At 50.7% G+C, this 26,231-nt stretch carries 26 protein-coding genes and 1 riboswitch; of the genes, 22 read left to right on the top strand and 4 right to left on the bottom strand.

Annotated features, from left to right (window positions below; translation table 11 throughout):
- The first annotated feature begins 21 nt into the window (after positions 1–21).
- From ADH68_RS09920 to ADH68_RS09870, 12 genes are all read left to right on the top strand, one after another.
- The gene (locus ADH68_RS09920; protein ID WP_068960946.1) at positions 22–1,290 is read left to right on the top strand and encodes an adenylosuccinate synthase; all 1,269 of its coding nucleotides are present in this window, start codon (positions 22–24) and stop codon (positions 1,288–1,290) included.
- Positions 1,291–1,295: 5 nt separating this feature from the next.
- Positions 1,296–2,543 carry a DUF1015 domain-containing protein gene (locus ADH68_RS09915; protein ID WP_068960947.1) on the top strand — a complete coding sequence of 416 codons (1,248 nt, stop codon included), beginning with the start codon at positions 1,296–1,298 and terminating at the stop codon, positions 2,541–2,543.
- Positions 2,543–2,971 (top strand): SoxR reducing system RseC family protein, encoded by a 429-nt coding sequence (locus ADH68_RS09910; RefSeq protein WP_068960948.1) that lies wholly within the window; start codon positions 2,543–2,545, stop codon positions 2,969–2,971. Before ADH68_RS09915 ends, ADH68_RS09910 begins: the two co-directional genes overlap by 1 nt.
- Before the next feature lie 94 nt (positions 2,972–3,065).
- Complete coding sequence (locus ADH68_RS09905; RefSeq protein WP_068960949.1) at positions 3,066–3,971, top strand: RnfABCDGE type electron transport complex subunit B; 906 nt, start codon at positions 3,066–3,068, stop codon at positions 3,969–3,971.
- A 9-nt stretch (positions 3,972–3,980) separates the two neighbouring features.
- Positions 3,981–5,342: an electron transport complex subunit RsxC gene (rsxC, locus tag ADH68_RS09900; RefSeq protein ID WP_068960950.1), complete on the top strand. Its 1,362-nt coding sequence runs from the start codon at positions 3,981–3,983 to the stop codon at positions 5,340–5,342.
- A 47-nt stretch (positions 5,343–5,389) separates the two neighbouring features.
- Complete coding sequence (locus ADH68_RS09895) at positions 5,390–6,343, top strand: RnfABCDGE type electron transport complex subunit D (RefSeq protein ID WP_068960951.1); 954 nt, start codon at positions 5,390–5,392, stop codon at positions 6,341–6,343.
- Positions 6,340–7,011, top strand: a complete 672-nt coding sequence (locus ADH68_RS14070; RefSeq protein ID WP_068960952.1) for an RnfABCDGE type electron transport complex subunit G — start codon at positions 6,340–6,342, stop codon at positions 7,009–7,011. Before ADH68_RS09895 ends, ADH68_RS14070 begins: the two co-directional genes overlap by 4 nt.
- A 3-nt stretch (positions 7,012–7,014) precedes the next feature.
- Positions 7,015–7,602: an RnfABCDGE type electron transport complex subunit E gene (locus tag ADH68_RS14065; protein ID WP_068960953.1), complete on the top strand. Its 588-nt coding sequence runs from the start codon at positions 7,015–7,017 to the stop codon at positions 7,600–7,602.
- 2 nt (positions 7,603–7,604) lie between these two features.
- Complete coding sequence (locus ADH68_RS09885) at positions 7,605–8,186, top strand: electron transport complex protein RnfA (protein WP_068960954.1); 582 nt, start codon at positions 7,605–7,607, stop codon at positions 8,184–8,186.
- A 213-nt stretch (positions 8,187–8,399) separates the two neighbouring features.
- Positions 8,400–11,027: a valine--tRNA ligase gene (locus ADH68_RS09880; protein ID WP_068960955.1), complete on the top strand. Its 2,628-nt coding sequence runs from the start codon at positions 8,400–8,402 to the stop codon at positions 11,025–11,027.
- 128 nt (positions 11,028–11,155) lie between these two features.
- The gene (locus ADH68_RS09875) at positions 11,156–11,857 is read left to right on the top strand and encodes a hemerythrin domain-containing protein (RefSeq protein ID WP_068960956.1); all 702 of its coding nucleotides are present in this window, start codon (positions 11,156–11,158) and stop codon (positions 11,855–11,857) included.
- The gene (locus ADH68_RS09870; RefSeq protein WP_068960957.1) at positions 11,854–12,450 is read left to right on the top strand and encodes a response regulator transcription factor; all 597 of its coding nucleotides are present in this window, start codon (positions 11,854–11,856) and stop codon (positions 12,448–12,450) included. Before ADH68_RS09875 ends, ADH68_RS09870 begins: the two co-directional genes overlap by 4 nt.
- A 163-nt stretch (positions 12,451–12,613) precedes the next feature.
- Here ADH68_RS09870 and ADH68_RS09865 read toward each other — a convergent pair whose 3' ends face one another.
- From ADH68_RS09865 to porQ, 4 genes are all read right to left on the bottom strand, one after another.
- Positions 12,614–14,827 carry a DUF3857 domain-containing protein gene (locus ADH68_RS09865; protein ID WP_084274040.1) on the bottom strand — a complete coding sequence of 738 codons (2,214 nt, stop codon included), beginning with the start codon at positions 14,825–14,827 and terminating at the stop codon, positions 12,614–12,616.
- Between the two features lie 19 nt (positions 14,828–14,846).
- The gene (locus ADH68_RS09860; protein WP_068960959.1) at positions 14,847–16,649 is read right to left on the bottom strand and encodes a transglutaminase-like domain-containing protein; all 1,803 of its coding nucleotides are present in this window, start codon (positions 16,647–16,649) and stop codon (positions 14,847–14,849) included.
- Between the two features lie 125 nt (positions 16,650–16,774).
- Entirely contained in the window at positions 16,775–17,332 is a 558-nt protein-coding gene (locus ADH68_RS09855; RefSeq protein WP_068960960.1) for a Crp/Fnr family transcriptional regulator, read from the bottom strand.
- A 160-nt stretch (positions 17,333–17,492) separates the two neighbouring features.
- The gene (gene porQ, locus ADH68_RS09850; RefSeq protein WP_133165684.1) at positions 17,493–18,515 is read right to left on the bottom strand and encodes a type IX secretion system protein PorQ; all 1,023 of its coding nucleotides are present in this window, start codon (positions 18,513–18,515) and stop codon (positions 17,493–17,495) included.
- A 237-nt stretch (positions 18,516–18,752) separates the two neighbouring features.
- Here porQ and ADH68_RS09845 point away from each other — a divergent pair, with 237 nt between their 5' ends.
- The 10 genes from ADH68_RS09845 (at position 18,753) to thiC (ending at position 26,227) form a co-directional block, all read left to right on the top strand.
- Positions 18,753–19,256: an energy transducer TonB gene (locus tag ADH68_RS09845; RefSeq protein ID WP_084274041.1), complete on the top strand. Its 504-nt coding sequence runs from the start codon at positions 18,753–18,755 to the stop codon at positions 19,254–19,256.
- 137 nt (positions 19,257–19,393) lie between these two features.
- Positions 19,394–19,753: a hypothetical protein gene (locus ADH68_RS09840; RefSeq protein WP_068960962.1), complete on the top strand. Its 360-nt coding sequence runs from the start codon at positions 19,394–19,396 to the stop codon at positions 19,751–19,753.
- Positions 19,754–19,781: 28 nt separating this feature from the next.
- Positions 19,782–20,324, top strand: a complete 543-nt coding sequence (locus ADH68_RS09835) for a 1-acyl-sn-glycerol-3-phosphate acyltransferase (protein ID WP_068960963.1) — start codon at positions 19,782–19,784, stop codon at positions 20,322–20,324.
- A gap of 3 nt (positions 20,325–20,327) precedes the next feature.
- On the top strand, positions 20,328–21,155 hold the full coding sequence (locus tag ADH68_RS09830) for a nitrilase-related carbon-nitrogen hydrolase (RefSeq protein WP_068960964.1): 828 nt from the start codon (positions 20,328–20,330) through the stop codon (positions 21,153–21,155).
- Between the two features lie 27 nt (positions 21,156–21,182).
- Positions 21,183–21,281: riboswitch (TPP riboswitch) on the top strand.
- A gap of 81 nt (positions 21,282–21,362) precedes the next feature.
- Complete coding sequence (gene thiD / locus ADH68_RS09825; RefSeq protein ID WP_068960965.1) at positions 21,363–22,175, top strand: bifunctional hydroxymethylpyrimidine kinase/phosphomethylpyrimidine kinase; 813 nt, start codon at positions 21,363–21,365, stop codon at positions 22,173–22,175.
- Between the two features lie 86 nt (positions 22,176–22,261).
- Entirely contained in the window at positions 22,262–22,462 is a 201-nt protein-coding gene (gene thiS, locus ADH68_RS09820) for a sulfur carrier protein ThiS (protein WP_068960966.1), read from the top strand.
- A complete protein-coding gene (locus ADH68_RS09815) occupies positions 22,452–23,057 on the top strand; it encodes a thiamine phosphate synthase (RefSeq protein WP_068960967.1) in 606 nt (201 codons plus the stop codon). Before thiS ends, ADH68_RS09815 begins: the two co-directional genes overlap by 11 nt.
- A 17-nt stretch (positions 23,058–23,074) precedes the next feature.
- Positions 23,075–23,698 (top strand): thiamine phosphate synthase, encoded by a 624-nt coding sequence (locus tag ADH68_RS09810; protein ID WP_068960968.1) that lies wholly within the window; start codon positions 23,075–23,077, stop codon positions 23,696–23,698.
- A 31-nt stretch (positions 23,699–23,729) separates the two neighbouring features.
- A complete protein-coding gene (locus ADH68_RS09805) occupies positions 23,730–24,500 on the top strand; it encodes a thiazole synthase (protein ID WP_068960969.1) in 771 nt (256 codons plus the stop codon).
- Positions 24,501–24,523: 23 nt separating this feature from the next.
- Positions 24,524–26,227, top strand: coding sequence for a phosphomethylpyrimidine synthase ThiC (gene thiC / locus ADH68_RS09800; RefSeq protein WP_068960970.1), 1,704 nt, complete (start codon positions 24,524–24,526; stop codon positions 26,225–26,227).
- Positions 26,228–26,231 lie beyond the last annotated feature (4 nt).

Genomic DNA, 26,231 nt, shown 5'->3' with positions numbered 1-26,231 from the left:
ATAAACCAACACAGAATCAAAATGAAAGTTGACGTATTGCTCGGCCTCCAGTGGGGCGACGAAGGCAAAGGCAAGGTAGTTGACGTGCTCACTCCCGACTACGACGTGGTAGCCCGATTCCAGGGCGGACCTAACGCCGGACACACTCTTGAGTTCGAAGGCAAGAAATATGTGCTCCGGTCTATCCCCTCCGGTGTGTTCCAGCATGGCCAGACCAATATCATCGGCAATGGAGTAGTACTTGATCCGGTACTGTTCCGCGAAGAAGCCGAAGCGCTCGAAAAGAGCGGAACCGACCTACACAAAGTGTTGAAGCTATCGAAAAAAATCCACCTCATACTCCCCACCCACCGCTTGCTTGACGCGGCCAACGAACGGGCCAAAGGTGGAGCTAAAATCGGCACCACCGGTAAAGGCATCGGCCCTACATATACCGACAAAGTAAGCCGCAACGGTCTGCGACTCGGCGACATATTCCACAATTTCGGCAAAAAATACGAGGCTGCACGCAACCGTCATGTTGCGATGTTGCGCTCGATGGGCGAAGAGCCTGAATTTGCCGAGCTGGAAGCAAAATGGCTTGATGCAATCGAATATCTGCGCACATTCGACATTATCGACAGCGAGCATTATATGAACCATTGCCTCAACGAAGGCAAGAGCGTGCTATGCGAAGGCGCTCAAGGTACAATGCTCGACGTCGACTTCGGCAGCTATCCGTTTGTCACATCATCCAACACAATCTGTGCCGGAGCGTGTGCCGGACTTGGCGTGGCTCCACGCAAAATCGGCGACGTCTACGGTATATTCAAGGCTTATTGCACCCGTGTAGGCGCCGGGCCGTTCCCGACCGAACTGTTTGACGAGACCGGCAAACTTATCCGCGACCTCGGCCACGAATACGGAGCAGTGACCGGCCGCGAGCGCCGCTGCGGATGGATTGATCTTGTAGCTCTTAAATACGCAATCATGGTCAACGGAGTCAACAAGCTCATCATGATGAAGAGCGACGTACTCGACGGATTCGACGAAATCAAGGCTTGCGTGGCCTACGAAATAAACGGCGAGCGCGTAGAGGAGTTCCCCTTCTCAATCGAAGAAGATGAAATCAAGCCCGTCTATATCACTCTCCCCGGCTGGAAAACCGATATGACAAAGATGCGGAGCGAAGAGGAGTTCCCCACAGCCTTCACCGACTATATCGCATTCCTCGAAAAGGAACTCGGAACTCCTATTGTAATCGTATCGATTGGCCCGGACCGCGAGCAGACCATCATCCGTAAAAAATAAGCATCATGGCAAAGATAAAACCTTTCCGCGGAGTACGCCCTCCACGCGAACTCGTTACAGAAGTTGCCTCACGGCCATATGACGTACTCAACTCCGAAGAAGCCCGCGCTGAAGCCGGCGACAACGAAAAGTCGCTTTACCATATCATAAAGCCTGAAATAGACTTCGAGCCCGGCACTGACGAGCACGACCCCAAGGTATACGACCGTGCGGTAGCCAACTTCAATGCATTCCAACATAACGGATGGCTCATACAGGACCGGGAAGAGCACTACTACATCTACGCCCAGACCATGAACGGCCATACACAGTACGGATTCGTAATTGCGGCCAACGTAGAGGACTACATGGAGGAGCGCATCAAGAAGCACGAACTCACACGTCGCGATAAAGAAGAAGACCGCATGAAACACGTGCGCATCAACAATGCCAATATCGAGCCGGTATTCTTCGCATTTCCCGACAACGACGAGCTTGAGACGATAATCCGCAATGTTACCGCCGCCGAGCCCGAATATGACTTCACCGCTCCCGACGGTTTCGGCCATCACTTCTGGGTGATTGACGACCATGCCATTATCGACCGCATCACCGAGCTATTCGCAGCCATTCCGGCACTGTACATAGCCGACGGCCACCACCGTACGGCCGCCGCCGCACTCGTCGGCAACGAGAAGGCCAAAAACAACCCCAACCACAAGGGCGACGAGGAATACAACTACTTCCTTGCAGTAGCATTCCCTGCATCACATCTCAACATTATCGACTACAACCGCGTAGTCCGCGACCTCAATGGGCTTAACCCAGAAGAGTTTCTTGAAGCTCTGAAAAAAGACTTCTGCGTAGAGGATAAGGGCACCGAAGAATACCGTCCCGCTGCATTGCACAACTTCTCACTCTACCTCGAAGGAAACTGGTATAGCCTTACTCCGCGCGAAGGAAGATACAACGATGCCGACCCTATAGGCGGACTCGACGTGACTATATCAAGCGACCTTATTCTGCGAGATATCCTAGGAATCCACGACCTGCGTTCCGACAAGCGTATCGATTTCGTAGGCGGCATACGCGGCCTCGGCGAACTGAAACGCCGCGTAGACTCCGGCGAGATGAAAGTAGCCCTGGCGCTCTACCCGGTATCTATGGAGCAGCTGATGAGAATCGCCGACACCGGCAACATCATGCCACCCAAGACCACATGGTTCGAGCCCAAACTACGCTCGGGCCTGGTGATACACAAACTTGAAGACTGATGGAATATTCACTGCGCCATCACGGCATAGTGACCGGCATAAGCTCACGGACGCTATCGGTATCGATAGCGTCCGGAGCCGATTGCTCCGGATGTGCGGTCAAGTCGGTATGTCATCCGGGCGGAAAACCGCAGGATGAGATTATTGTCAAAGCCACTATTCCCCGCTCGGAAAGAACCAGTAATTTCCACATAGGCGACAAAGTGGAAATATCCATCACTACTTCAAAGCGTATGCGAGCCATACTTATGGCGCTTGTCATGCCATGCCTGCTGTTGGTCTGCGGTACATTCACAGCCATATGGCTGGGCACATCACAGACGATGGCCGCCACAATGGGAATTGCCGTCACCGCAATCTATTATATCATTCTGTATATCTGTCGCGACAGACTGTTAGCTAATCCCGAATGGATTGTATCAGGATAACATGTCCGACACATTAGCATACTACAACACAAGACAGATATCCATCCTCTCTACTCCCTGACTCTCTGATACCTTTTTTAACAAATATCCAAATATGTCCATAATCAGTGCAATTATCGTGCTTGGAGGGATTGGGTTGCTGAGTGCAGCCATCCTTTATGTAGTATCCAAGCGATTTTATGTCAAAGAAGACCCGCGCATTGCTTTGGTGGAAGAACTCCTCCCGGGAGCCAACTGTGGAAGTTGTGGCCGGTCGGGATGCCACGATTTCGCATGTACATGCGCTACGGCTGCGTCTCTTGACAATCTCGTGTGCCCCGGTGCAGGCGAGGAGGCAATGAAAAAAATTGCCGATATTGTCGGACTCGCACCAAACATTGCCAAGCCACAGGTAGCAGTACTCAAATGCTATGGTACATGCGAGAACAGACCGATGACCGCCAGCTACGACGGGCCGGCATCGTGTGCCATGTTACACACCACAGGTTCAGGTACCACATCATGTCCTTTCGGATGCCTTGGGTGCGGCGACTGTGTGAAAGCATGCCGTTTCGGTGCCATGTATATGGATCCTGTGACAGGCTTGCCGGTCATTGACCCGGAAAAATGCACCGGGTGCGGAGCGTGCTCAAAAGTATGTCCGCGCCATATAATCGAACTCCGCGACAAATGGCCGCGGGGCATGCGCGTATGGGTAGCCTGCTCCAACCGCGAGAAGGGAGCTGTGGCTCGCAAAGAATGCAACGCAGCCTGCATCGGATGTGGCAAATGCATGAAAGCATGCCCTCACGACGCAGTGTCGGTAACTGACAATCTTGCATATATCGACTTTACGAAATGCAAGCTATGCCGCAAATGCGTGCTCGCCTGTCCGACAAGCGCTATCCACGACGCCGGATTCCCCATATCGGCGGCCGATATGGCTGCAATTGCCGAGCGCAAGCGCAAAGAGGCGGAAGCCAAAAAAGCAAAGGAAAGCAATGTTGAACCGAAAGATTGATTAACCCGTATGCGTACATTTCATATCGGTGGAGTGCATCCGCCTGAAAACAAACTGACAGAATCAGCAAAAATCATAAACACCGAACTTCCCCGGGAAGTAACTCTGACTTTCGGACAGCACATCGGGGCTCCTGCTAGATGTCTCGTAAAAAAAGGAGATTATGTCGACAGAGGCTCTGTCATCGCCGAAGCCTCCGGATTCGTATCGGCCAACGTACACACTCCGATTTCCGGTACCGTAACCAAAGTCGACCAGATAAAGATGCCTAACGGAATGCCATCTCCATCAGTGACGATTGCCGCATTAGATGATGACCATGAGAAAGACCTCAGGACAATAAGCGACCTCACACCACTGCGCGGCGATGACGAAATAGAGGCTCTCGACCCGAAAGCTATCATTGACATTGTAGACAAAGCAGGAATCGTAGGACTTGGAGGCGCAACATTCCCCACAAAAGTAAAACTGTCTCCCCCTCCGGGAATGAAAGCCGACCTGGTAATCATAAATGCTGTCGAGTGCGAGCCATACCTCACCAATGACCATGCTCTAATGCTCGAAGAACCCGACGCGATACTCGCCGGGACAAGACTCCTGATGAAGGCCGCGGGAGTGGAACGAGCTATAATCGGTGTCGAGGCGAATAAGCAGAACGCTATAGACCTCTTGCGCCGGCGTATTGCCGAACTCGGCATCAATGGCATCTCCGTGACAGAACTGACGGTGAAATATCCCCAGGGCGGCGAGAAACAGCTCATCGAAGCAATAACTGGAAAAAAAGTCCCCTCCGGCTCCCTGCCTATTGCCACCGGCGCGATAGTGCAGAATGTAGCTACTGCCTATGCAATATATCAGGCTGTACGCTTCGGACAGCCTCTGATTGAACGAGTAGTGACCGTTACCGGTCCCTCGGTACAACGTCCCGGTAACTATCGTACAGCCATCGGAGTATCCGTAGCCTCTCTTATCCAACAGGCCGGAGGAGTACCTGCCGACACCGGTAAAATTATCCTCGGAGGCCCTATGATGGGAAAAGCGATTGTCAATATCGACGCACCGACAACCAAAGGAGTGTCAGGCATACTGTTGCTTCCTGAAAGTATGTCGCAACGCCCGCGCATCGAACCATGCATCAGATGTGCACAATGCGCATTCGCATGCCCGATGGGGCTTGAGCCGTTCCTGCTCGCCACACTCTCAAGATTCGGCGAATGGGAAGAAGTCGAAAAAGAGAAGATTATGAACTGTGTCGAATGTGGATGCTGCAGCTACAGCTGCCCCTCGTCACGACCGATTCTCGACTTCATACGATTAGGGAAACAGACCGTAGGCGCCGCTATCCGGGCACGCCAAAGCCAGAAAAAGTAATCTTCCCGGATAATACTCAAATATTTCAGAACAGTCACATAACAGCAATGAACCAATTATTAACCATATCGGCATCGCCCCACCTGCACACAAAGCGGACAGTAGCGTCATGCATGTGGCATGTAGTCGTGGCCCTTCTCCCCGCACTTGCCGCCTCTCTCTACTTCTTCGGTTTAGGAGCCGCGATTGTAGTGCTTACAGCAGTAGCCGGGTGTGTCGCTTTCGAATATATAATAAACCGCTGGATGTTCGGGCGCCCATCCACCATATTGAATGGCAGCGCAGTGCTTACCGGACTTCTTCTCGCCTTCAACCTACCCTCCAATCTGCCCATATGGATTGTACTTATCGGCTGCCTCGTCGCAATCGGTATCGGCAAGATGTCGTTTGGCGGACTTGGCTGCAACATATGGAATCCGGCACTGGTAGGACGAGTGTTCCTGCTTATTTCCTTCCCGGTGCAGATGACCTCATGGCCACTGCCTCTTGTCAACCGATGGGCATATGCCGACGCAACGACAGGAGCCACTACTCTGGGGATACTCAAAATGGGAGGAGACCCCTCGTCGATAGATTTATGGCAAAGCGCTACAGGCGCAATAGGTGGCTCGCTTGGCGAGGTAAGCGCAATCGCGCTGGTAATCGGCGTAGTCTACCTTCTGGCAATGCGCGTCATCACTTGGCACATACCGGTAGCCATTATAGGCTCCGTAGCGTTGTTCACCCTCTGCATAGGAGGTAATATCGGTATAGAATTACTGTCTGGAGGCCTTCTGCTCGGCGCCTTCTTCATGGCCACCGACTATGTGACTTCGCCTATGTCGCGCAAAGGGATGCTTGTCTACGGCATAATGATTGGTATAATCACAATCGTTATACGACGCTGGGGAGCATATCCAGAGGGTATGTCATTCGCAATACTGCTCATGAACAGCTTTGTACCGCTCATCAACCGCTATATCAAGCCCCGCAAATTCGGAGAAAGGAGGGTAAAGAAATGAAGAAATTACCATCCACATTATTGAATATGGTGCTGTCGCTCGGCATCATCACAATCGTGGCCTCCTCCCTTCTGGCATGGGTCAACAGCCTCACCGCCGGTCCGATTGAAGAGGCTCAGCAGAAAGAAGAGATTGAGGCTATCAAATCGGTAACACCACCATTCGACAATAACCCCAAAAGTCAGGAATGGAAATGGACACCGGACAACGACACCATACCGTTTATGGTATATCCGGCCATGGAGAATGGCAATCTGGTGGGAGCGGCCGTAAAGGGCTACACTAAAAACGGATTCGGAGGCGAAATCCGTATCATGTACGGATTCAGTACCGACGGCTCAGTCACCGGATATCAGGTGCTCTCACATGCTGAGACACCCGGCCTTGGCGCCAAGATGCAGGAATGGTTCCGCATGGATATAGGCAACCGCAGCGTCATCGGTAAAAATCCCACAACCACATCAATGTATGTAGCAAAGGATGCAGGAGGCGCCATCGACGGCATCACCGCGGCTACAATCACATCCCGCGCCTTTCTTGAGACCCTGCGCAATTGTTTCACTGCTTTCGAAGCCTATAAGACCGACCACGGATTCTCCACCACTCCATCATGCATGGCCGGCGAGGGAACTACCGGAGCCACTACCCACACATCATCTAAAGAGTAAGACATGAATAAGCTACGTATAATATATAATGGTCTCATAGCCGAGAATCCGACTTTCGTATTGCTTCTCGGCATGTGCCCTACCCTCGGCACTACCGGATCGGCAATGACAGGCATGTCGATGGGACTTGCCACAACCGGCGTGCTGATATGCTCCAATATAGCCATCTCTGCAATAAAGTCGCTTGTGCCTGACAGAGTACGCATCCCCGCCTATATCGTAGTGATAGCTACATTTGTGACTCTCCTACAGATGTTCATGGCCGCCTACCTTCCGGAACTCAACGCCTCGCTCGGCATCTTCATCCCGCTTATCGTGGTAAACTGCATACTGCTCGGACGCGCTGAAGCATACGCGTCGAAGCACACGGTATCCGATTCCTGCTTCGACGGAATAGGTATCGGACTCGGCTTTACCCTGGCTCTGACTCTTCTTGGAGCAGTACGCGAGATACTCGGCGTAGGAACTGTGTTCGGACTACGTCTGTTTCCCGAGACATTCGGCTCGCTGGTATTTGTCCTCGCACCCGGCGCTTTCATTGCCCTCGGATTCCTTATCGCATTGATCAACTACATTAGAAACCGCTCCTGACCATGCTTACATATCTTTCGATAATCGTTACGGCGATATTTGTCAATAATATCGTTTTCGCACAGTTCTTAGGCATATGCCCGTTTCTCGGTGTATCAAAAAAACTGAGTTCTGCCGTAGGCATGGGCGCTGCGGTAATGTTTGTAATGACCCTTGCCACCTGCGTCACCTGGCTCGTCCAGCATGGCATTCTCGAGCCATGGGGCCTCGGCTACATGCAGACGATTGTGTTTATCCTCGTTATCGCGGCCTTGGTACAGATGCTCGAGATAATCATCAAGAAGATTGCCCCCGGACTATATCAGGCACTTGGTGTATTTCTCCCGCTCATCACCACCAACTGTGCCGTACTTGGCGTGGCCATTCTGGTAATACAGAAAGGGATGAATCTCGGCGAATCCATTGTATATGCTGTTGCTACAGCCATCGGCTTCACTCTCGCACTGGCTGTATTCGCCGGCATACGCGAACACCTGCGCCTTGTCGACGTCCCGGCCCCCATGCGCGGGATACCCATCGCACTCATATGTGCAGGCATGCTTGCCATGGCCTTCATGGGATTTTCAGGCATCACCATAGGATAAGAGCATCTTTTCCGTCAAAATACACAAACTGCGCGGTGACACCAAAAAAATACAGGGATGTCACCGCGCAGTTCTATTATATCCTCACCACACTCATCCACCCTCATTTGCATCCACGCCGACAGTATCAGAGAGGTTTGGTGATGTGGAGTTTTTTGGCTAAATTTGCAGGAAATTTCACATAGCGCAACTAAGATATACAACAATATAATTATGAACGAGTTAGCAAAAAACTACAGTCCTGCGGAAGTAGAAGACAAGTGGTATGCCTACTGGATGGAGCACAATCTGTTTGGCTCCACACCCGACCAGCGCGAGCCTTACACCATTGTAATACCGCCGCCAAATGTAACAGGCATTCTCCATATGGGCCACATGCTCAACAATACCATACAGGATATCCTTACACGCCGTGCGCGTATGGAGGGTAAAAATGCTCTGTGGGTACCCGGCACTGACCACGCATCAATCGCCACAGAGGCTAAAGTTGTAGCTAAACTCGCTAAAGAAGGCATTAAGAAGACCGACCTTACCCGCGAGGAATTTCTCAAACATGCATGGGCATGGAAAGAGAAGCACGGCGGCATAATTCTGGAACAGCTGAAAAAACTCGGTGCATCATGCGACTGGAGCCGCACGGCGTTTACAATGGACGAACTCCGCTCGAAGAGTGTGATTCGTGTATTCGTAGATCTCTACCGCAAGGGACTCATCTACCGCGGAAAGCGTATGGTAAACTGGGACCCAAAAGCATGTACAGCACTGAGTGATGCGGAAGTTATCTACCGCGAAGAGCACAGCAAGCTCTACTATCTGCGCTATAAAATCGCAGGCGAGGACGGATATGCGATTGTGGCCACCACACGTCCCGAGACCATAATGGGAGACACCGCGATGTGCATAAACCCCAATGACCCCAAGAACCAGCATCTCCGCGGCAAACGCGTTATCGTGCCTCTCGTAAACCGCGAGATTCCGGTCATTGAGGACGACTATGTCGACATCGAGTTTGGCACAGGCTGTCTGAAAGTGACTCCGGCCCATGACATGAACGACAATATGCTCGGTCAGAAACACAATCTCGACACAATCGACATATTCAACGAAAACGGCACTATCAGCGAAGCAGCCGGAATGTATGTAGGCATGGACCGGTTTGATGTACGCCGTCAGATTGCAGCCGACCTTCAGGCTGCCGGCCTCATCGAGAAAATCGAGGAATATGAAAACAAGGTGGGATACTCCGAGCGAAATCCTGACACAGCCACCGAACCCCGTCTCTCCGACCAATGGTTTGTCAAGATGAGCGAAATCGCCAAACCGGCCCATGCAGCTGTGATGGACGACGATATCCGATTCATCCCCGAGAAATTCAAAAACACCTATAACCACTGGATGGAAGGCATAAAGGACTGGTGTATCTCACGTCAGCTGTGGTGGGGACACCGTGTGCCCGCATATTATCTGCCCGACGGTTCGTATGTCGTAGCCGAAACTCCTGAAGAAGCCCTTGAAATGGCAATAAGCCGGACCGGCGACTCATCCCTGACTATAGGCGACATACGTCAGGACGAAGACTGCCTCGACACATGGTTCTCATCATGGTTGTGGCCTATCACACTGTTCAACGGCATCCTTGACCCCGACAACGAAGAATTCAAATATTACTATCCCACAGCCGACCTTGTCACCGGTCCCGACATCATCTTCTTCTGGGTAGCACGCATGATTATGGCCGGATACGAGTTTGCAGGCAATATGCCGTTCCGCAACGTATACTTCACCGGTATCGTACGCGACAACCTTGGCCGCAAAATGTCAAAGCAGCTTGGCAACTCACCCGACCCGCTGGAGCTTATCAAGCAATATGGCGCCGACGGTGTACGCATGGGCATGATGTTGTCGGCTCCTGCCGGAAACGACATTCTCTTCGATGACAAACTATGCGAACAAGGTCGTAACTTCTGCAACAAAATCTGGAACGCATTCCGCCTTATAAAGGGCTGGGAGGTGTCGAATACGGCAGTTCAGCCTGAAAGCGCTGCAAAAGCCATTGAGTGGTTTGAGGGTAAACTGGGCGAAACAGTTGCCGAGGTCAACGACCTCTTCTCCAAGTTCCGCATCTCGGAGGCTCTGATGGCTGTATACCGTCTGTTCTGGGACGAATTCTCATCGTGGTATCTCGAAATGGTAAAACCGGCCTACGGCTCACCCATCGACAGCGCCACATATGCCGCCACACTCGGATACTTCGACAGCCTTCTGCGGATGCTCCATCCGTTCATGCCATTCATCACTGAAGAACTGTGGCAGCACCTTGCAGAGCGTCACGACGGAGAATCAATCATGTACGCTCCGATGCCTGAGGCAAAATGCACTGACAGCACTCTGCTCTCGGCTATGGAACGCGCCAAAAGCGTAATAAACGGTGTGCGCGGTGTGCGTGCATCAAAGAACCTCTCGCCGCGCGATGCACTTTCGCTCAACGTAATCGGAGAATGGAATCCTGGACTCGATTGCGTTATCAGCAAGCTCGCCAACCTCGATGCCATCACCTCCGTGACCGAAAAAGACCCGGCAGCCGCATCGTTCATGGTCGACACAACCGAATTCAACGTGCCTCTGCGCGGAGCCATCGATATCGAGGCCGAACTTGAACGCCTCAATAAGGAGCTCGCCCATTATGAAGGATTCCTTGCGTCGGTCAATAAAAAACTGTCAAACGAGCGCTTTGTCAACAATGCTCCCGCCGCTGTAGTCGAACTCGAACGACGCAAACAGAGCGACGCAACCGACAAGATTGCTGCCATCAAGGCATCAATCGCAGGTCTTGCCCGATAAAAGACATCACCATACTAATATCGATTATGACGCGGCGTGCCGCGTTGCATCAACCCCGCAATACACCGGATGTTCATGCAACGCTACACACCGCGTTGGTTTTAACGGAAAATGCTTTATCATCAAACATGTCAATCAAGAACGCAAAAACATTCAACGGCTCAGAGACTGTAATCGAACTTATCCGCCATGATTACAACATACTGCCGATACTGAGCCGTTTCAATATACCTCTGGGATTCGAAAGCAAACGTATCGACTGCGTATGCAGAGAAAACGATATCGACCCGCAGGCTTTTCTGTTTATCGTCAATTTTATCCTTAACGGAACTATCGATTCAGACCTCCTGCCGGCAATCTCACCAATCGCTATTGTGGAGTTTCTGCAAAACAGCCACGACTACTTCCTGAAATACAAGTTCCCGCATATACGCCAGAATCTCACATCGGCGCTTGAGGAGACACACAATGACATAAATCCCGCCATCATCGCCTTCTTTGATTCATATCTGGAAGAGGTGAAAAAGCACTTTGCCTACGAAGAGAAAAAAGTATTCCCCTACATACGCGCGCTTGTAAGCGGGGAGCCTACAAGCTACAACATAAACGTATTCAAAAAACATCACGACGAAGTCGGCGAAAAGCTCACGGAGCTGAAAAACATCATACTCCAATTCTATACCACAAGCCAGCCCAACAAGATGTATGACGTGCTCGTCGACCTCTACAACGCCGAGGAAGATCTTGAGAGCCATTCGGAAATCGAGAATCACATACTCATACCTCTTATTGCCCAGAAAGAGATTACACGCGACAACACCATGCAATGAAACCCCTGAACATCCTCATCGTCACCTCTTCGCAGATAATCGCAGGAGGGTTGCATGCGACACTACAGCGTATGCGTACTCTCTCTACAGGCGACATCTGCACCATCGAACCGGATAAAGTCGCCGACTACATAGAAAAAAATCCCGCACGACTGCTTCTTATTGACCCCATTGGCATAAACCGGGCCGACCTCGACAGTCTGCGTAAATCTCTGCCACAAGCTACTCTCGTGGCAATCTGTTCGTGCCTGCTCCCAAAAGAATACACCAAAAGCTACGACTATACCCTATCCATTTATGACAATCCATCGTCATTGGCCGACATCATCGGCCGCATGAACACTGATGCTGCCAATAATGAAGATACTAAAAGTCTAAGCCAACGCGAGAAGGAAGTTGTGGTAGGCATCGTGAAAGGCCTTAGCAACAAAGAAATCGCTGCCGAAATGAATGTCTCGGTCAACACAGTGATGACCCACCGGCGCAACATAACCGCCAAATTGCAGATTCACTCTGCCGCAGGACTTACCATCTATGCGATTGTAAGCAAACTCGTGCGCCTCGACGAAATCAGCACACATCTGCCTGTATAAAAAGTCACAAAAATCTTCAGGCGACACCGGCCAGACAATCACTCGTCGTCATACCACAAAAAAATGGGGCTGCACTTATCACATTTTGAGTGCAGCCCCGCGCATATGTAACCTTGAAGCGCTTGATATATTTTATCTGATATCGACTCCTAAACACCCTCTCTTACTTCTTTTCCAGCAGAATGGACACATTGTTCCACTCCGAAGCCATGTCAAGCACCGACAGCATTTCGGGCCATTCCGATACGGGAAGAACACCCTTATTGTATCGCTTTATTATATCGACCTGTAGCTTGTCGGGAGATACCAATGTAGTGTTTGCCGAGAAAGCCCCCGATTCATTTAATATTAACCGATTGAGCCCTGAAAGCGAACTCTCATTTACAGTATATCCCGACGGAATATCCACACTGATACGCGTAACGTACTCGCGGGGTGTGCCGAAATAAGCATCAACATCACGTTCGCGGTCTGACGGAAGCAACTCGAGCTGATCGCAGAAAAGTTTGCCAAGAGAAAGGATGACATTATTGCCGGCACGCTTTACGAGATTATCCATCTTATACGACAACTCATACACAAGAGCGGTGCTGTCGGGATTTATACCAAGGCTCGTCACCTTACCGTCAACAAATTCCGACGGATACTCGCCATGATACTCCCTGATTTCATTCTTGAAGTCCTCCTTCTGCTCTTTACGTCCATCGGCATAACGCTCCATTCGTTCGGCTGCTCTCTTCTTGTTTTCCTTAACACTGACTGTATGTCCGTATCGTGACAGGTATTTGCGATAGCCTTCATTTACATCCTCTTCCGAAAGAATCGGAAATGCATGCCTCTTGGCGGCACCGGTGTGTATCTCCTTGCGATTGATATCAATCACACTGCCGTCAATGACTGCATCAACATATGTAATATTACGATTTTTGGCCAAAGTCGTAGCCGGCAATCTAAAGTAATTGTCGCCATCGGGCACTTTCTTCCGCTCTTTTGGCTTACGCCACATCATCGCCACACGCCCATTAGCACCAGGAATCATGTCCGATGGAGAATATATCCCGTTTTTGGGAGGAAAATAGTAGCGCGAGGAATCACCTTGCAGACTGGTGAAAAATATCGTATTGTTTAAATTAATTACATCGTACAGCGGCTCCTGGTCTGGGACAGACGACAGACCCGCCTCTATCGGAAATTTATGAGCCTTAAGCAGACTGTTGTACTGTAAAGCAAAGTCATGCGCATTAAGCCTGGCAAGATTGCCTATATACAGATAGCACAGCAGATTGTAGAGATAATCCGCACCCTCACGCACTGAAATTCGGCCATCCTTCACCATTTTTCCTATATCCTTGGCTATCTTATGCCCGTCCTTGAGATAATTCTTCATCACAAGATTCCCGGCCACAGCCCCGTTTTCAAGCCACCAGTCATCCTGGTCCCAACGGTCGCCGATTATCCACTCGGCAGGCGGATTGCACTGCATGCCGTCAAATCGCGCGCTTTTAGGGGTAAAGTCACTGCTGTTTCGGCGGTTGAACAGATACATCTTTATTTGAGGCGACTGCTGCGACTGATTGTACCACAGGCGCGGCTCCTTCGCCGAAATATCGGCAATCTCCAGATCCAGCACATAATTGCCGTCATCATCGCGTGTCACATCAAAATCCGGGGCACCGTTAAGTATACGGTATTGCGCAGTCAGATTGTCATCAATCACACAATGTATACGGTAGTTGAGTATCGGAGCCGACTCTTTAAGATAAAACGTAAGCGGATCCGGATGCACATTCTGCATACGGGTCTCAGTGTAAAAGAATACATCTATGTCATCCCCGACCTCAAGACCGGGAATAGCAAGTTTACGGCGCTTATTCTCGCCTGTTTTGCCCTCCTCGACCTCCACGAAATCGGACGTGTCAATGTCCACTATTCGATTGTCGGTTTTTATGAGACGTGCTCCCATCACATGACGGTTTTTCTCATAACCCTCGAAATAATTTTTCTTATTGTCGATACCGAAATCAAATTCGGAATACTTCTCCAACGCGGCCTTGTCGTTGATATGTATCAGCATGCGGGTAAGATGCCCGGCCTCTATACGCGCCCGCCGGGATATCGTAGGGAGCATCATCGGTCCCGGACGAACTCCAACACCGGTCTTTTTCTTGGCATCGAAATTCTCATATATGGCCTTGTATACGGCCGACTCGTTACGATACTTTTCCGGAATATCCCTTACCTTGAAAGCCGGCAAATCCATCGAATACACATCGGCGCGCACTGTATCGGCAAAAGCCCGGTATTCAGCCATACTGTCGGCATGCATGGCAACAATACCCAACAGCAAAAATGTAAAAAGTACAAATTGTTTCCTCATATGTTATAAGCTGTAACGGTTATGGTTTTCTAAGTTCGACCTGGAGGCTGCAGGCTTCTTTCCATGCTGAAAGATGATTGTTCCATTCAGGGATATCAGCCAGCGGGATACGGGTTCTGACCACCTCCATGCGTTTTGTCATAGACACCGTACTACCATCGCATGCAAACGTGCATGAGAAACGGCCATATGGACACTCCGACTCATAATTCTCCGGCAATACGGCACTGTAGCCATCTGGCATCTCTACGACAGTGCGTCTCTCTACTGATGCGGGCACATAAAACTCAAGGTCAGCACGGCGGTCGTCAAGATCAATACGTTCGCCAAATGGCCCGTCAGAAGAATTAAGGTCAATATATATAGCATCTGAAGCCTCTGTTATGGCCGACTTATTATATACCGGAGCGGTGAGAGTAACAAATCCCGGCACAGAAGTATCATACACAATACTGTCTTTACAGGCGACCATATTAGAAGCAGGCACAAGCATTCTGGCCAACAATTCATTCACATGCTGGCTTGGAACATTATTGAATATTGACACAAAACGTTCGGCCATATCCTCCCGACAGCTACGCACCGCCTTTCCGGCAAGGCCTTCCGAAGTAAGCCTGTAATCATACGTTATCACATCGTCCGACATCCGCGGCGATTCCTCCGGGATATTCACCATCTCATATCCGTCAGGCAGTATCATCATGGCATCCTTCCCACGTATACCCCATGGTATATGATACATTGAAATCTGTCCGTTGGTCGGGTCAAGAAACAGAGAGGCACCCTCTTTACGAGGAACAATGCATATCATATGGTTGGAAGCCGACAGCGACGGATTCTCTGCAATGCCGTATGGTATGGAACGCGTTCCCACTATGGCCACATATGCATCTATACCGTTGCGGTTAAGCAATGTGGCAAGCAGCATGGCCATCCCCTTGCAATCGCCATAGCGCTTGCGCAGCACTTCGGCCGGTGTGTCCGGACGATATCCGGCCTCTCCTTCCTCAAAAGCCACATACCGAACATTGTTCTGAACATACCGGTAAAGACGCTCTATGACTTTGTCGCGGTCTTTCGTGTCGCCAAGTATATTCCTGACAATACCTGACACATCAGGAATCACAGTATCCACATCAAGAAGCCGGCGATGATAGCGGTAAAGCGAATCTGTATCCGGGAAATACCCCTTTACCATTATATATGGCAGAGAAGCCTTGGGCGACGGTGCCGACTTATCGTCAGCCGCCGGACCGACATCAGTCAGCGTATAAGTTATCCTACGTGAACCATCAGGCGCCTTTGTATCTGACCGCACTATACCCTCCGCAGGAAAATTACAGTCAAGAAGTTCGATGCCCGGAAGTGAAGCCGGTATATCCACAGAGATTGTCTTATTGCGTATCGGATACTCGTCAAGAGGAAAAATGCCGGTAAAATATGCCGGGTCGGTAAAGGTACGACGAAACTGAGCCTTTGCCTTCTTGTTGCTGCTTAGAAAGAATTCAAAGAAACATACCTTACTGTCATCGTGGAACACCGTAGGTGAATTAGCATTACGGTATTGCGGCTTCCCTCCCGATGCTTTGTCGAGACGTATGTTATTGTCATGAAATATATGAGGCTGTATTTTCTCCGAACGTCTTGTAGCAAGATACTCGTCGGCAACTGTATGCACAACCTCAAAGCCTCCTTTTACCTGCACAAAACGATACGACTCCTTCCCCTCGGATATCACAACATTATCGTCGGGAACAACGGCGTCGACCTGCATTATGGCTGCAATAGTGAGCACTGTGGCTGTTAAAATGCGTTTTGTCATGTCGGATAAGGTTAAAAGTCTGTTTAAAATTCTCTAATTTACGCACATGACAGCTAAAAAAGTGTGACAAAAATCACACTTTTTCAATATTACACCAAAAAAGAACACAAAGTCGGAGAAAAAGACTATTTACACATCCTTGCACGCATCCTCGACAATGTCTCCCGTGTCACACCGAGATATGACGCTATCGCAGAAGTCGACATGAAACTCTTGACATCCGGCATCCGTTCGAGAAGTTCGACATATCGCGACTCGACCGACTGACAGCGGTATGATATGCCTCTCATCATAAATGCATAGGCTATGGCATACGTAAACCTCAGCCGGTAATCGGGAGATATTGTATCCATATACTCGACAACCGTATCCAGCGCAAGCGCCGATACCTCCGACTTACACAATGCCTTAACATCAAAACCGGATTTCCGGCCGGGCATCATCGAGATATACGAGCCCACAAGTTCGTCGGCAAAAGCAAGAGAGCATGTCTGGTCATCGCCCTTGTAGTCAGGTCTTACAAATGCAAATCCGCCGGAATTAACCACACCGATATCCGGGGCATTCTCGCCAATTCTACAGAAACATTCACCCTTGCAGTACACGCGGCATTCTCCATGCTCTCGTATATAATCGCGCAGGGGCGACATATCAAACACGTCATAAAGTTTAAGATCGGCCATATCGAGGAAAAGTATGCGGCATATGAAAGTCCGGCTCAGACAGCGACTCCAACATACACAATATGCATGATTACATTTTTCGACTTTAGAGCTTGTTTAATAATAAAGCTATCTCTTGTTTCGTATACCCTGGCGGCAACATTTATTATTAAACAAGCTCCTAGAATTCCCACAGACGCGTCGACAGGTTGAGCATGAATGTGGTAGCTCCTGTATGAGGCTGATCCAAAGCTATTCCGACTGAAAATCTGCTTACATTTATACCGGCACAAGCTGAGAATCCACTGAAAAAGCTGCGGGAATATGTGCCCATGTCGGTACGCGTCTTGTAGTTGTATCCCACACCTATATACAACCTGTCGGAGGGCAACCACTCCACACCGAACACCAGATGGCGGAACAGATTGGAGCCGAACGAATCTTTCTCCTCCATTTCACTGGTGGCAGAGCCGTCGCCGGCATCATAATAAGGCAGATGCCATTTTGTGAGATTCCATGCGGTAACCGACAGACGCAACGGCACATCGGCAAGTTGCTTGCTCAATCCAAGACGCACATCGACAGGCATACGGTCATAACGCTCGTTAAATCTCTTGATTTGTCCTCCGAGATTTGCCACTACAGCCGACAGCGAGACACCCCTGTCGGGGTCATAATAATTGATACCGAGATCGGTGGCAAGCGCAAATGCCGAATATGACTCATAGGCCGAATATATACCCTTGACTGTGATACCGCCACGGAGACTCCCGGTAATATCATGGCTGTATGTAGCGGAAAATGCCATATCCTTGGCCGAAAAAGTACCGGTAATATTCCCCGTCACATCGGCCGCCTTCATATCGCCATAACCGAAATACTGTATCCCGGCTGCCCAGGCTCCATGCTCTCCGGCTGCCATACCGTATCGCACGCCGGCAAAATTTGCGTCGCCGACGTAATGCATATAATTAAGTCCCAGCTGTTTCCCTACCTCCGGACCAAGCAGCCCCGGATTCTGGTCAATCGAGTTTATATCGTCGTCGACAATAGATATATTCACACCACCCAGACCGTAAATACGGCTTGAGGATGTTATATTCAGAAAATTATATGCTGTCGAGCCATCTGCGGCACATAGCGGAATCATACCGCCGGCCACAAGCGCGACTATAAATGATATTATATGATTTCGTATCGTCATTACTGTTACCATTGCAGGAAGCGCGCATGCGATTCCTATATTTTAGAAACGTGCTTCTTCACGCCATATTGCGCCCCGCATCCGGGAAAATGCAAATAAACTTAAAACATCGCTAAACAAATCGAAAATTGCGGACATACTGTTGCATTTAACACAACAGCACTATAAATTTGCATATGTCACAATGCTGGACGCCTCTCTTGCCGGCATTGCAGCACCATACCACTCACATGTTTTATGATTAAAAAATCTACTCCTGACTTATCTCTACTGCCCCTCTCCACTCTCCTGCTTATTGCGGCACTTCTATTGTCGGCACGTTCGGCTCACGCACAAATGCGTAGAATAGCCGTACACACAACAGACCAGTCACTCGCCCTCACAGAAATAAATCCCGGTCATAACTTCTGCGCCGATGTAATCGAGGCATATGACTTCGAGACCGTCGACGAGCCTCCCACATTTCCCGGCGGATACGGTGCTCTGATGCAGTTTATCAACGCCTCCCGCACATACCCTGCTGCTGCATACGCCCGAAAAATACAGGGACGTGTACTATGCTCTTTTATAGTACAGCCTGACGGTGAGATAACCCACATCAATGTACTCCGCGGCATCGAACCTTCGCTTGACAGGGAAGCAGTAAGAATACTTGACGGCATGCCGCGCTGGCACGCTGGACGAATGGGCGGCAACAATGTGCCGGTATACTGTATATTCCCAATAACATTCAGATTATAAGTAGATTACAAACAGCATCAGATAGCGTGTCAGGATTCATCTCCCGACACGCTATCAACTTTATGGGAGTTTATCATCATTTTTCGGGAAATTAGTGTTATATTCGCAAACGAAATAACCTCAAATACATTTTGATTATGGCAAACAAACGTAATCTCAAGAAGGCTGTAAAAGCCGTATGCGGCAACATAGCCGGCGAATGCATCATCGCACGCAACCTCATCCCGGGAATCGATGCCGACAAGATGAATAAGACTGTAATCGATATAGCCGACCTCCAGTACCAGACTATTGCCAACGTATCATTCTCATTCGACAAAGGCAAAAAGGCATTTGAAAACGCTCATGACTACAAGGTGGCCCGCGACAAATATTTCCGCAAAGCCTACACAAAGCTCACCTCCGACTTCAATAAAGGCATTGAAGAAATCGTGGCTCAGATGAACGAAGCCCTCCCGGCCGCACAGAAAGAAGCCAACGTTGCCGCTGCAAAATAAGTAAAACATTACGGATATCCGACAGATTATGGGTTTATCCAAATGGTTGCTGCGTATGGCCGGGTGGACGGTTGAATATACCGTGCCCGACTATCCCAAATGTATAATATGCGTGGCTCCCCACACATCCAACTGGGACTTCATACTCGGCGAACTGACCATACGCTCCATAGGCCGCAAAGCCGGATTTCTGATGAAAGAATCCTGGTTCCGCTGGCCCTTGGGAGTAATATTCAGAGCTATCGGAGGCATACCTGTGCCGCGTAAAAACAAAAAGCAGTCGCTCACAGAGACTATCGTAAAGAAATTCCGCGAATCAACACGTCTGGTACTTGCAATAACTCCCGAAGGCACACGCAAGGCCACGGCAAAATGGCATAGCGGATTCATCTACATAGCCCGCGACGCCGGCGTGCCTCTGGTGCTTGGCGCCATCGACTACAAATACAAGCGTATTGTAGTCGACCGATGCTATACCCCTACAGGCGACATCGAGCAGGATATGCGCAACATCAAAGAATACTACAGTCAGTTTCACGGCCGTTACCCCGATAAATTCATTACCGATTAGCCAATGACCTGCAACAATACAAGGCCTCACCTCAACGGCCCGCTGACAGTGGCGGCAATCGGACTTGACATTGCCACCTCCGACAAGAAAGCCAACCTAAAGGCTGCATCAACAGCAATAGAGGCCATTGCCGGACACGCTGACATTGCCGTTCTGCCGGAGATGTTCTCTACCGGATATATACTTCAGGCCGATACTGCCCGCAATCTCGCCGAGCCATCCGACGGCCCTACGATAGAATGGGCAGCAAAGCTCGCCTCGGCATGCAATCTGGCCATAGCAGGGTCGTTTATCGCGCTCGACCACGACGGTCGGCTGTTCAACCGGGCATTCCTTACCGAGCCATCCGGCGAAACCACCTATTACGACAAGCACCACCTGTTTTCAACCGGTGGAGAGGACAAGGTATATACCTCCGGCCATAAGGCAATACCGACAATACGATTCAGAGGCTGGAATATAGCGTTGGCCGTATGCTACGATTTGCGGTTTCCGGTATGGCTACGCAACAGCCACAACGGATACGATTTGTTGATTATAGTCGCTAACTGGCCCGATTCAAGAGCATATGCATGGAAACACCTGCTAATAGCACGTGCAATTGAAAATCAGGCATACGTAGTCGGATGCAACCGCACCGGAAGCGATGATTTCGGCAACTATTCCGGCACTTCTGCCATAATCGACCCCAAAGGTCAGACTATAGGCACAGAAGCACACCTGTCCGACGGAATACAATGCGTCATGGGGCGTATATCCCACTCCTCACTCTACGAATTCCGCGAAAAGTTCCCGGTACTTCTCCACAGCGACAGATTTACAATCGATTGACAGTCAGTTCGACAATAATTTAAAACAACATAAACAAAGGGGTGCCACTCCATAAAGTGTGCTGAGATTATACCCTTCGAACCTGACGCGGATAATGCCGCCGAAGGGATTGTTTTCCATCCCGGTCATCGGGTCCGGTTTTCCCGGAAACAGGAGCAACACACACATTCTCAGCACCGGAACGACACTGCATATTTTCATACCATCATGCTGAGATACATCCCTGTGCTATCAATAGCTGGCTCCGATTCATCAGGCGGCGCCGGAATCCAGGCCGACATCAAGACAATGTCGGCAATAGGTGTATATGCCATGACGGCAATTACGGCAATTACCGTACAGAACACTCTCGGAGTAACAGCCGTACAGGCCATCCGCCCCGACATTGTAACCGGGCAGATTGATGCCGTATTCGCCGACATCCCCCCAAAAGCCATAAAGATAGGTATGCTGTTCGACGCTCCTACCGCCGCTGCGGTAGCCGATTCGCTCACATGCCACCGCGCCACCAACATAGTGCTCGACCCGGTCATGATTTCCACATCCGGCTCACGTCTTCTTGCCGCAGATGCTGTCGACGTAATAGTACAGCGACTCATCCCGATGGCCGACATCATTACCCCCAACGCAATGGAAGCGGAAGCAATCACAGGCACAAAAAATCCGGAAACCCAGATAGAACTTCTGCGCGAAATGGGTGCGAAGTCAATCTTGATAAAGGGTGGTGACTCCGATACACTTCTTGACATAGTGACCGACTGGCTGTATACTCCGCAAAGAGGCATCATGAAACTACAGGCGCCACGCGTACGCTCAGTCAATACCCACGGCACAGGCTGCACACTCTCTTCGGCAATAGCCTCCTACATGGCAATCGGCCATGATATTGCCAATGCCGTCACGAAATCAAAAGAATATATCTCAGACGCCATTAAGGCCGGAGCCGATGTGGCAATAGGTCATGGACACGGCCCGGTCAACCATCTGTTTGCCCCGTCGGCCATGCTTGTCAGAGAATAATTCCACTGCTGAATTCATCTTTTCCACCGTCCCACGCGTTCTGAATATTAAGAACATGTTTTAGACAAAAACAACATCGATATATTATGGAAGTAACTGTCAACGACAAAAAAATCAATATACCCGACCATACCTCGCTCCAGGGAGCCCTTAATCTGGCCGGAATAAACCCTGAAGGGGTAGCTACAGCTCTCAATGGCGAGGTTGTGCCTCTGACCCAACGCGACTCCACAATCCTCAAGGAAGGCGATTCAGTGCTTGTAATCCAGCCTTTTTATGGCGGATAATCTGTTGCGGATTGCCATCACGCCTCCCGATATACGTCCCGAAGAAGCCGAGGCGATAGCTGCAATACTCGATGCCGGATGGGACTTCGTACACCTGCGCCATCCCGGCGCATCGTTGCGCGACATGCGCAATCTGATTGAAAGCATCGGCCCGCACAATCACCGGCGGCTCAAACTGCATGGACATTTTGACCTGCTGTGCGACTTCAATCTCGGCGGCATACATCTCAACCGGCGCTGCCCTGAAGCACCATCATACTTCAGCGGTAACATATCGCGTAGCTGCCATTCCATAGCCGAAGCCAAAGAATGCGCCCGTAAGTACGACTATATAACGCTCAGTCCGATTTTCACAAGCATATCCAAGCCGGGCTACCATGGCGCCTTCACTGCGGAAGAATTGTCGACAATTCCTCCTAACAAAGTAGTGGCACTCGGAGGCATCACACCGGAAAGAGTGGCCGACATACGTAGTCTCCCTTTCGCCGGATATGCCGTACTGGGCTATCTGTGGGAGGGCGCCGACATGGCAGAGCGCCTTGATGCTTTCGCCTCAATAGAGCGAGGCCAAAGTCCGATTCCTCAATCAGAATAATCATACACACAACACATATGCTTCAGTTCATCACCCATCCATCACCACGCTTCTCCATCACGGAAGAGGTGCGGCTCGTACTCGAAGGAGGCTGCAAGTGGATTCAATTACGCATGAAAGACGCATCTTACGACGAGATGCGTGCCACAGCACTCGAAATAATACCCCTCTGCAAAGAGAACGACGCAATAATGGTAATTGACGACAACGTCAGGCTCACCGACGAACTTCGCGTGCACGGAGTGCATCTCGGCAAGAATGACATGCCCCCCCGACAGGCACGTGAAGAGCTCGGTCCCCATGCAATAATCGGCGTCACTGCCAATACAGCCGAGGATATCCTCGCCATGCGCGGCATCGATGTCGATTACGTAGGCCTCGGGCCATTCCGATTCACCACCACCAAGAGCGCATTGTCACCTGTAATCGGCCTCGACGGATACCGCGACATAATGTCGGCCATACGCAATGCCGGCAGTGAGCTTCCGGTAGTTGCTATCGGCGGAATCACCCTTGACGACATAGACCCGCTGATGGAAACAGGAATCAACGGAGTGGCCATGTCCGGGGCTATAATCAACGCTCCCGACCCAAAAGAATACACCGCAAAGGTAATCGAGGCCCTCAACCGCTATCAATAACACAACAAACAATATACTCTCATTATCAGCAATGGACAGACTTATAATCGGAGGACGCGAGTTTACATCGCGCCTCTTTATGGGAACAGGCAAGTTCAGCAGCAACCGTCTTATGCTTGAGGCGATACTTGCCTCCGGTTCGCAGATGATAACAGTGGCAATGAAGCGTATCGACATGGACAATGCCGACACCGACGACATGCTCGCACACATCAACCGCGACAATGTTCAGTTTCTTCCTAACACATCAGGTGTGCGCAACGCCAAAGAGGCAGTACTCGCAGCCCACCTCTCTCGTGAGATTTTCCATACCGACTTCCTCAAGCTGGAGATTCATCCCGACCCGAAATACCTGTTGCCCGACCCTATCGAGACACTGAAAGCCACCGAGCAGCTTGCCGCCGAGGGATTCCATGTGCTCCCTTACATCCAGGCCGACCCGGTACTCTGCAAACGTCTGGAGGATGTGGGAGCGGCTGCCGTAATGCCGCTGGGGGCTCCTATCGGCACCAACAAAGGACTGAAGACACGCGACCTGCTTGAGATCATCATCGCCGAGAGCAGAGTGCCGGTAGTTGTCGATGCCGGACTCGGCGCACCATCACATGCAGCCGACGCTCTGGAAATGGGTGCCGACGCTGTGCTTGTCAACACCGCGATTGCTGTTGCCGGCGACCCCGTGGCCATGGCCGATGCGTTCCGCCTTGCCGTAGAAGCCGGACGAAAGGCATATCTTGCCGGACTCGGACGCGTAAGCCACCGTGCCGAGGCTTCGTCTCCCCTCACATCTTTTCTCTCATAAAAATACACCTCATTTATCACGACATGAAAATCAACGACATCGACGTACGCAACTATCCGTCGTCGGAAAAAGTATATATCCATGGCAAACTCCACGATATCGACGTACCCATGCGCCGTATCGACCTTACCCCTACTGTAAAGATTGTGAATGGAGAGAAACTCACTCGCCACAACGACCCGGTCTATGTGTACGACACATCAGGCGTATACACCGACCCGTCAGTTACCGTCGACATCAACCGTGGAATCCCTCGTACGCGTGAAAAATGGATTGCAGCACGCGAAGATCTCGAGCAACTGCCCGCAATAACCTCGGAGTACGGACGCCAGCGCGAAGCCGACAAAAGCCTCGACTCCATACGCTTCGCCCACCGCTATGCGCCGCGCCGTGCCAAAGAAGGATGCGCCGTCACACAGATGGCCCTTGCCCGTCAGGGCGTAATCACTCCGGAAATGGAGTATGTGGCTATCCGTGAGAATCTCAACAATGAGGCGCTCGGCATCCACTCCGACATCACACCCGAGATGGTGCGCGAGGAAGTAGCCGCCGGAAGGGCTGTAATCCCTGCCAACATCAACCACCCCGAAAGCGAGCCGATGATTATCGGTCGGAAATTCCTGGTAAAGCTCAACACCAATATCGGAAATTCAGCTCTGTCATCGGGCATAGAAGAAGAGGTAAGCAAAGCCGTATGGAGCTGCTATTGGGGTGGCGACACACTGATGGACCTCTCGACCGGCGACAACATCCACGAAACACGCGAATGGATTATACGCAACTGCCCAGTACCGATGGGTACTGTGCCAGTATACCAGGCTCTGGAGAAAGTCAACGGCGATGTAGCGAAACTCACATGGGAAATATACCGCGACACACTCATCGAGCAGGCCGAACAGGGTGTAGACTACTTTACCATCCATGCCGGAGTGCTTCGCCGACATGCCGACCTCATCTCCGAGCGCCTTACAGGAATCGTAAGCCGTGGAGGGTCGATTATGACTCAATGGGCCGTAATGCATGGAGAGGAAAATTTCCTGTACACACATTTTGATGAAATCTGCGAGATACTTGCCCGCTACGATGTGGCTGTATCGCTTGGCGACGGTATGCGCCCCGGCTCAATCCACGATGCCAACGACACATCTCAGTTCCTCGAGCTCGATGTGCTCGGCGAACTCACCGAAAAGGCTTGGGCCCACGGAGTGCAGGTGCTCATCGAAGGCCCCGGACACGTGCCTATGCATAAGATACGCGAAAACATGGACCGACAGATATCGTCGTGCCACGAAGCCCCATTCTATACCCTCGGACCGCTTACCACCGACATAGCCCCCGGCTACGACCATATCACATCGGCCATCGGAGCCGCACAGATAGCGTGGATGGGCACAGCCATGATTTGCTACGTCACCCCAAAAGAGCACCTTTCTCTCCCCAATCTCGAGGATGTGCGCAACGGTGTAATCGCCTACAAGATTGCCGCCCACGCAGCCGACCTTGCAAAGGGACATCCCGGTGCACAGGTACGCGACAACGCCATGAGCCGCGCACGCTATGAATTCCGGTGGAAAGACCAGTTCAATCTCTCACTCGACCCCGCACGCGCACGCCAATATTACGTAGAGAGCCATAAAGCCGAAGGCGATCATTTCTGCACAATGTGCGGCCCCAACTTCTGCGCCATGCGCATATCACAGTCTGTAGCCGACGACTGCGCTCGTTAATGCC

The organism is Muribaculum intestinale (assembly GCF_002201515.1).
GTDB classification, from domain to species: Bacteria; Bacteroidota; Bacteroidia; order Bacteroidales; family Muribaculaceae; genus Muribaculum; species Muribaculum intestinale.
The sequence above is the reverse complement of the archived record's forward strand: the minus strand, read 5'-3'. Positions and strand labels throughout refer to the sequence as shown.

Excerpts from the sequence above, each read along its gene's own strand:
- ADH68_RS09885 (WP_068960954.1), top strand. The coding sequence starts at position 7,605 with ATGCTTACATATCTTTCGATAATCGTTACGGCGATATTTGTCAATAAT.
- ADH68_RS14065 (WP_068960953.1), top strand. The coding sequence starts at position 7,015 with ATGAATAAGCTACGTATAATATATAATGGTCTCATAGCCGAGAATCCG.
- ADH68_RS09875 (WP_068960956.1), top strand. The coding sequence starts at position 11,156 with ATGTCAATCAAGAACGCAAAAACATTCAACGGCTCAGAGACTGTAATC.
- ADH68_RS09835 (WP_068960963.1), top strand. The coding sequence starts at position 19,782 with ATGGGTTTATCCAAATGGTTGCTGCGTATGGCCGGGTGGACGGTTGAA.
- ADH68_RS14070 (WP_068960952.1), top strand. The coding sequence starts at position 6,340 with ATGAAGAAATTACCATCCACATTATTGAATATGGTGCTGTCGCTCGGC.
- ADH68_RS09840 (WP_068960962.1), top strand. The coding sequence starts at position 19,394 with ATGGCAAACAAACGTAATCTCAAGAAGGCTGTAAAAGCCGTATGCGGC.
- ADH68_RS09830 (WP_068960964.1), top strand. The coding sequence starts at position 20,328 with ATGACCTGCAACAATACAAGGCCTCACCTCAACGGCCCGCTGACAGTG.
- ADH68_RS09860 (WP_068960959.1), bottom strand. The coding sequence starts at position 16,649 with ATGACAAAACGCATTTTAACAGCCACAGTGCTCACTATTGCAGCCATA.
- ADH68_RS09895 (WP_068960951.1), top strand. The coding sequence starts at position 5,390 with ATGAACCAATTATTAACCATATCGGCATCGCCCCACCTGCACACAAAG.
- ADH68_RS09880 (WP_068960955.1), top strand. The coding sequence starts at position 8,400 with ATGAACGAGTTAGCAAAAAACTACAGTCCTGCGGAAGTAGAAGACAAG.
- thiC (WP_068960970.1), top strand. The coding sequence starts at position 24,524 with ATGAAAATCAACGACATCGACGTACGCAACTATCCGTCGTCGGAAAAA.
- ADH68_RS09865 (WP_084274040.1), bottom strand. The coding sequence starts at position 14,827 with ATGAGGAAACAATTTGTACTTTTTACATTTTTGCTGTTGGGTATTGTT.
- ADH68_RS09815 (WP_068960967.1), top strand. The coding sequence starts at position 22,452 with ATGGCGGATAATCTGTTGCGGATTGCCATCACGCCTCCCGATATACGT.
- thiS (WP_068960966.1), top strand. The coding sequence starts at position 22,262 with ATGGAAGTAACTGTCAACGACAAAAAAATCAATATACCCGACCATACC.
- ADH68_RS09810 (WP_068960968.1), top strand. The coding sequence starts at position 23,075 with ATGCTTCAGTTCATCACCCATCCATCACCACGCTTCTCCATCACGGAA.
- porQ (WP_133165684.1), bottom strand. The coding sequence starts at position 18,515 with ATGACGATACGAAATCATATAATATCATTTATAGTCGCGCTTGTGGCC.
- ADH68_RS09920 (WP_068960946.1), top strand. The coding sequence starts at position 22 with ATGAAAGTTGACGTATTGCTCGGCCTCCAGTGGGGCGACGAAGGCAAA.
- ADH68_RS09905 (WP_068960949.1), top strand. The coding sequence starts at position 3,066 with ATGTCCATAATCAGTGCAATTATCGTGCTTGGAGGGATTGGGTTGCTG.
- ADH68_RS09870 (WP_068960957.1), top strand. The coding sequence starts at position 11,854 with ATGAAACCCCTGAACATCCTCATCGTCACCTCTTCGCAGATAATCGCA.
- ADH68_RS09915 (WP_068960947.1), top strand. The coding sequence starts at position 1,296 with ATGGCAAAGATAAAACCTTTCCGCGGAGTACGCCCTCCACGCGAACTC.
- ADH68_RS09845 (WP_084274041.1), top strand. The coding sequence starts at position 18,753 with ATGATTAAAAAATCTACTCCTGACTTATCTCTACTGCCCCTCTCCACT.
- rsxC (WP_068960950.1), top strand. The coding sequence starts at position 3,981 with ATGCGTACATTTCATATCGGTGGAGTGCATCCGCCTGAAAACAAACTG.
- ADH68_RS09910 (WP_068960948.1), top strand. The coding sequence starts at position 2,543 with ATGGAATATTCACTGCGCCATCACGGCATAGTGACCGGCATAAGCTCA.
- ADH68_RS09805 (WP_068960969.1), top strand. The coding sequence starts at position 23,730 with ATGGACAGACTTATAATCGGAGGACGCGAGTTTACATCGCGCCTCTTT.
- thiD (WP_068960965.1), top strand. The coding sequence starts at position 21,363 with ATGCTGAGATACATCCCTGTGCTATCAATAGCTGGCTCCGATTCATCA.
- ADH68_RS09855 (WP_068960960.1), bottom strand. The coding sequence starts at position 17,332 with ATGGCCGATCTTAAACTTTATGACGTGTTTGATATGTCGCCCCTGCGC.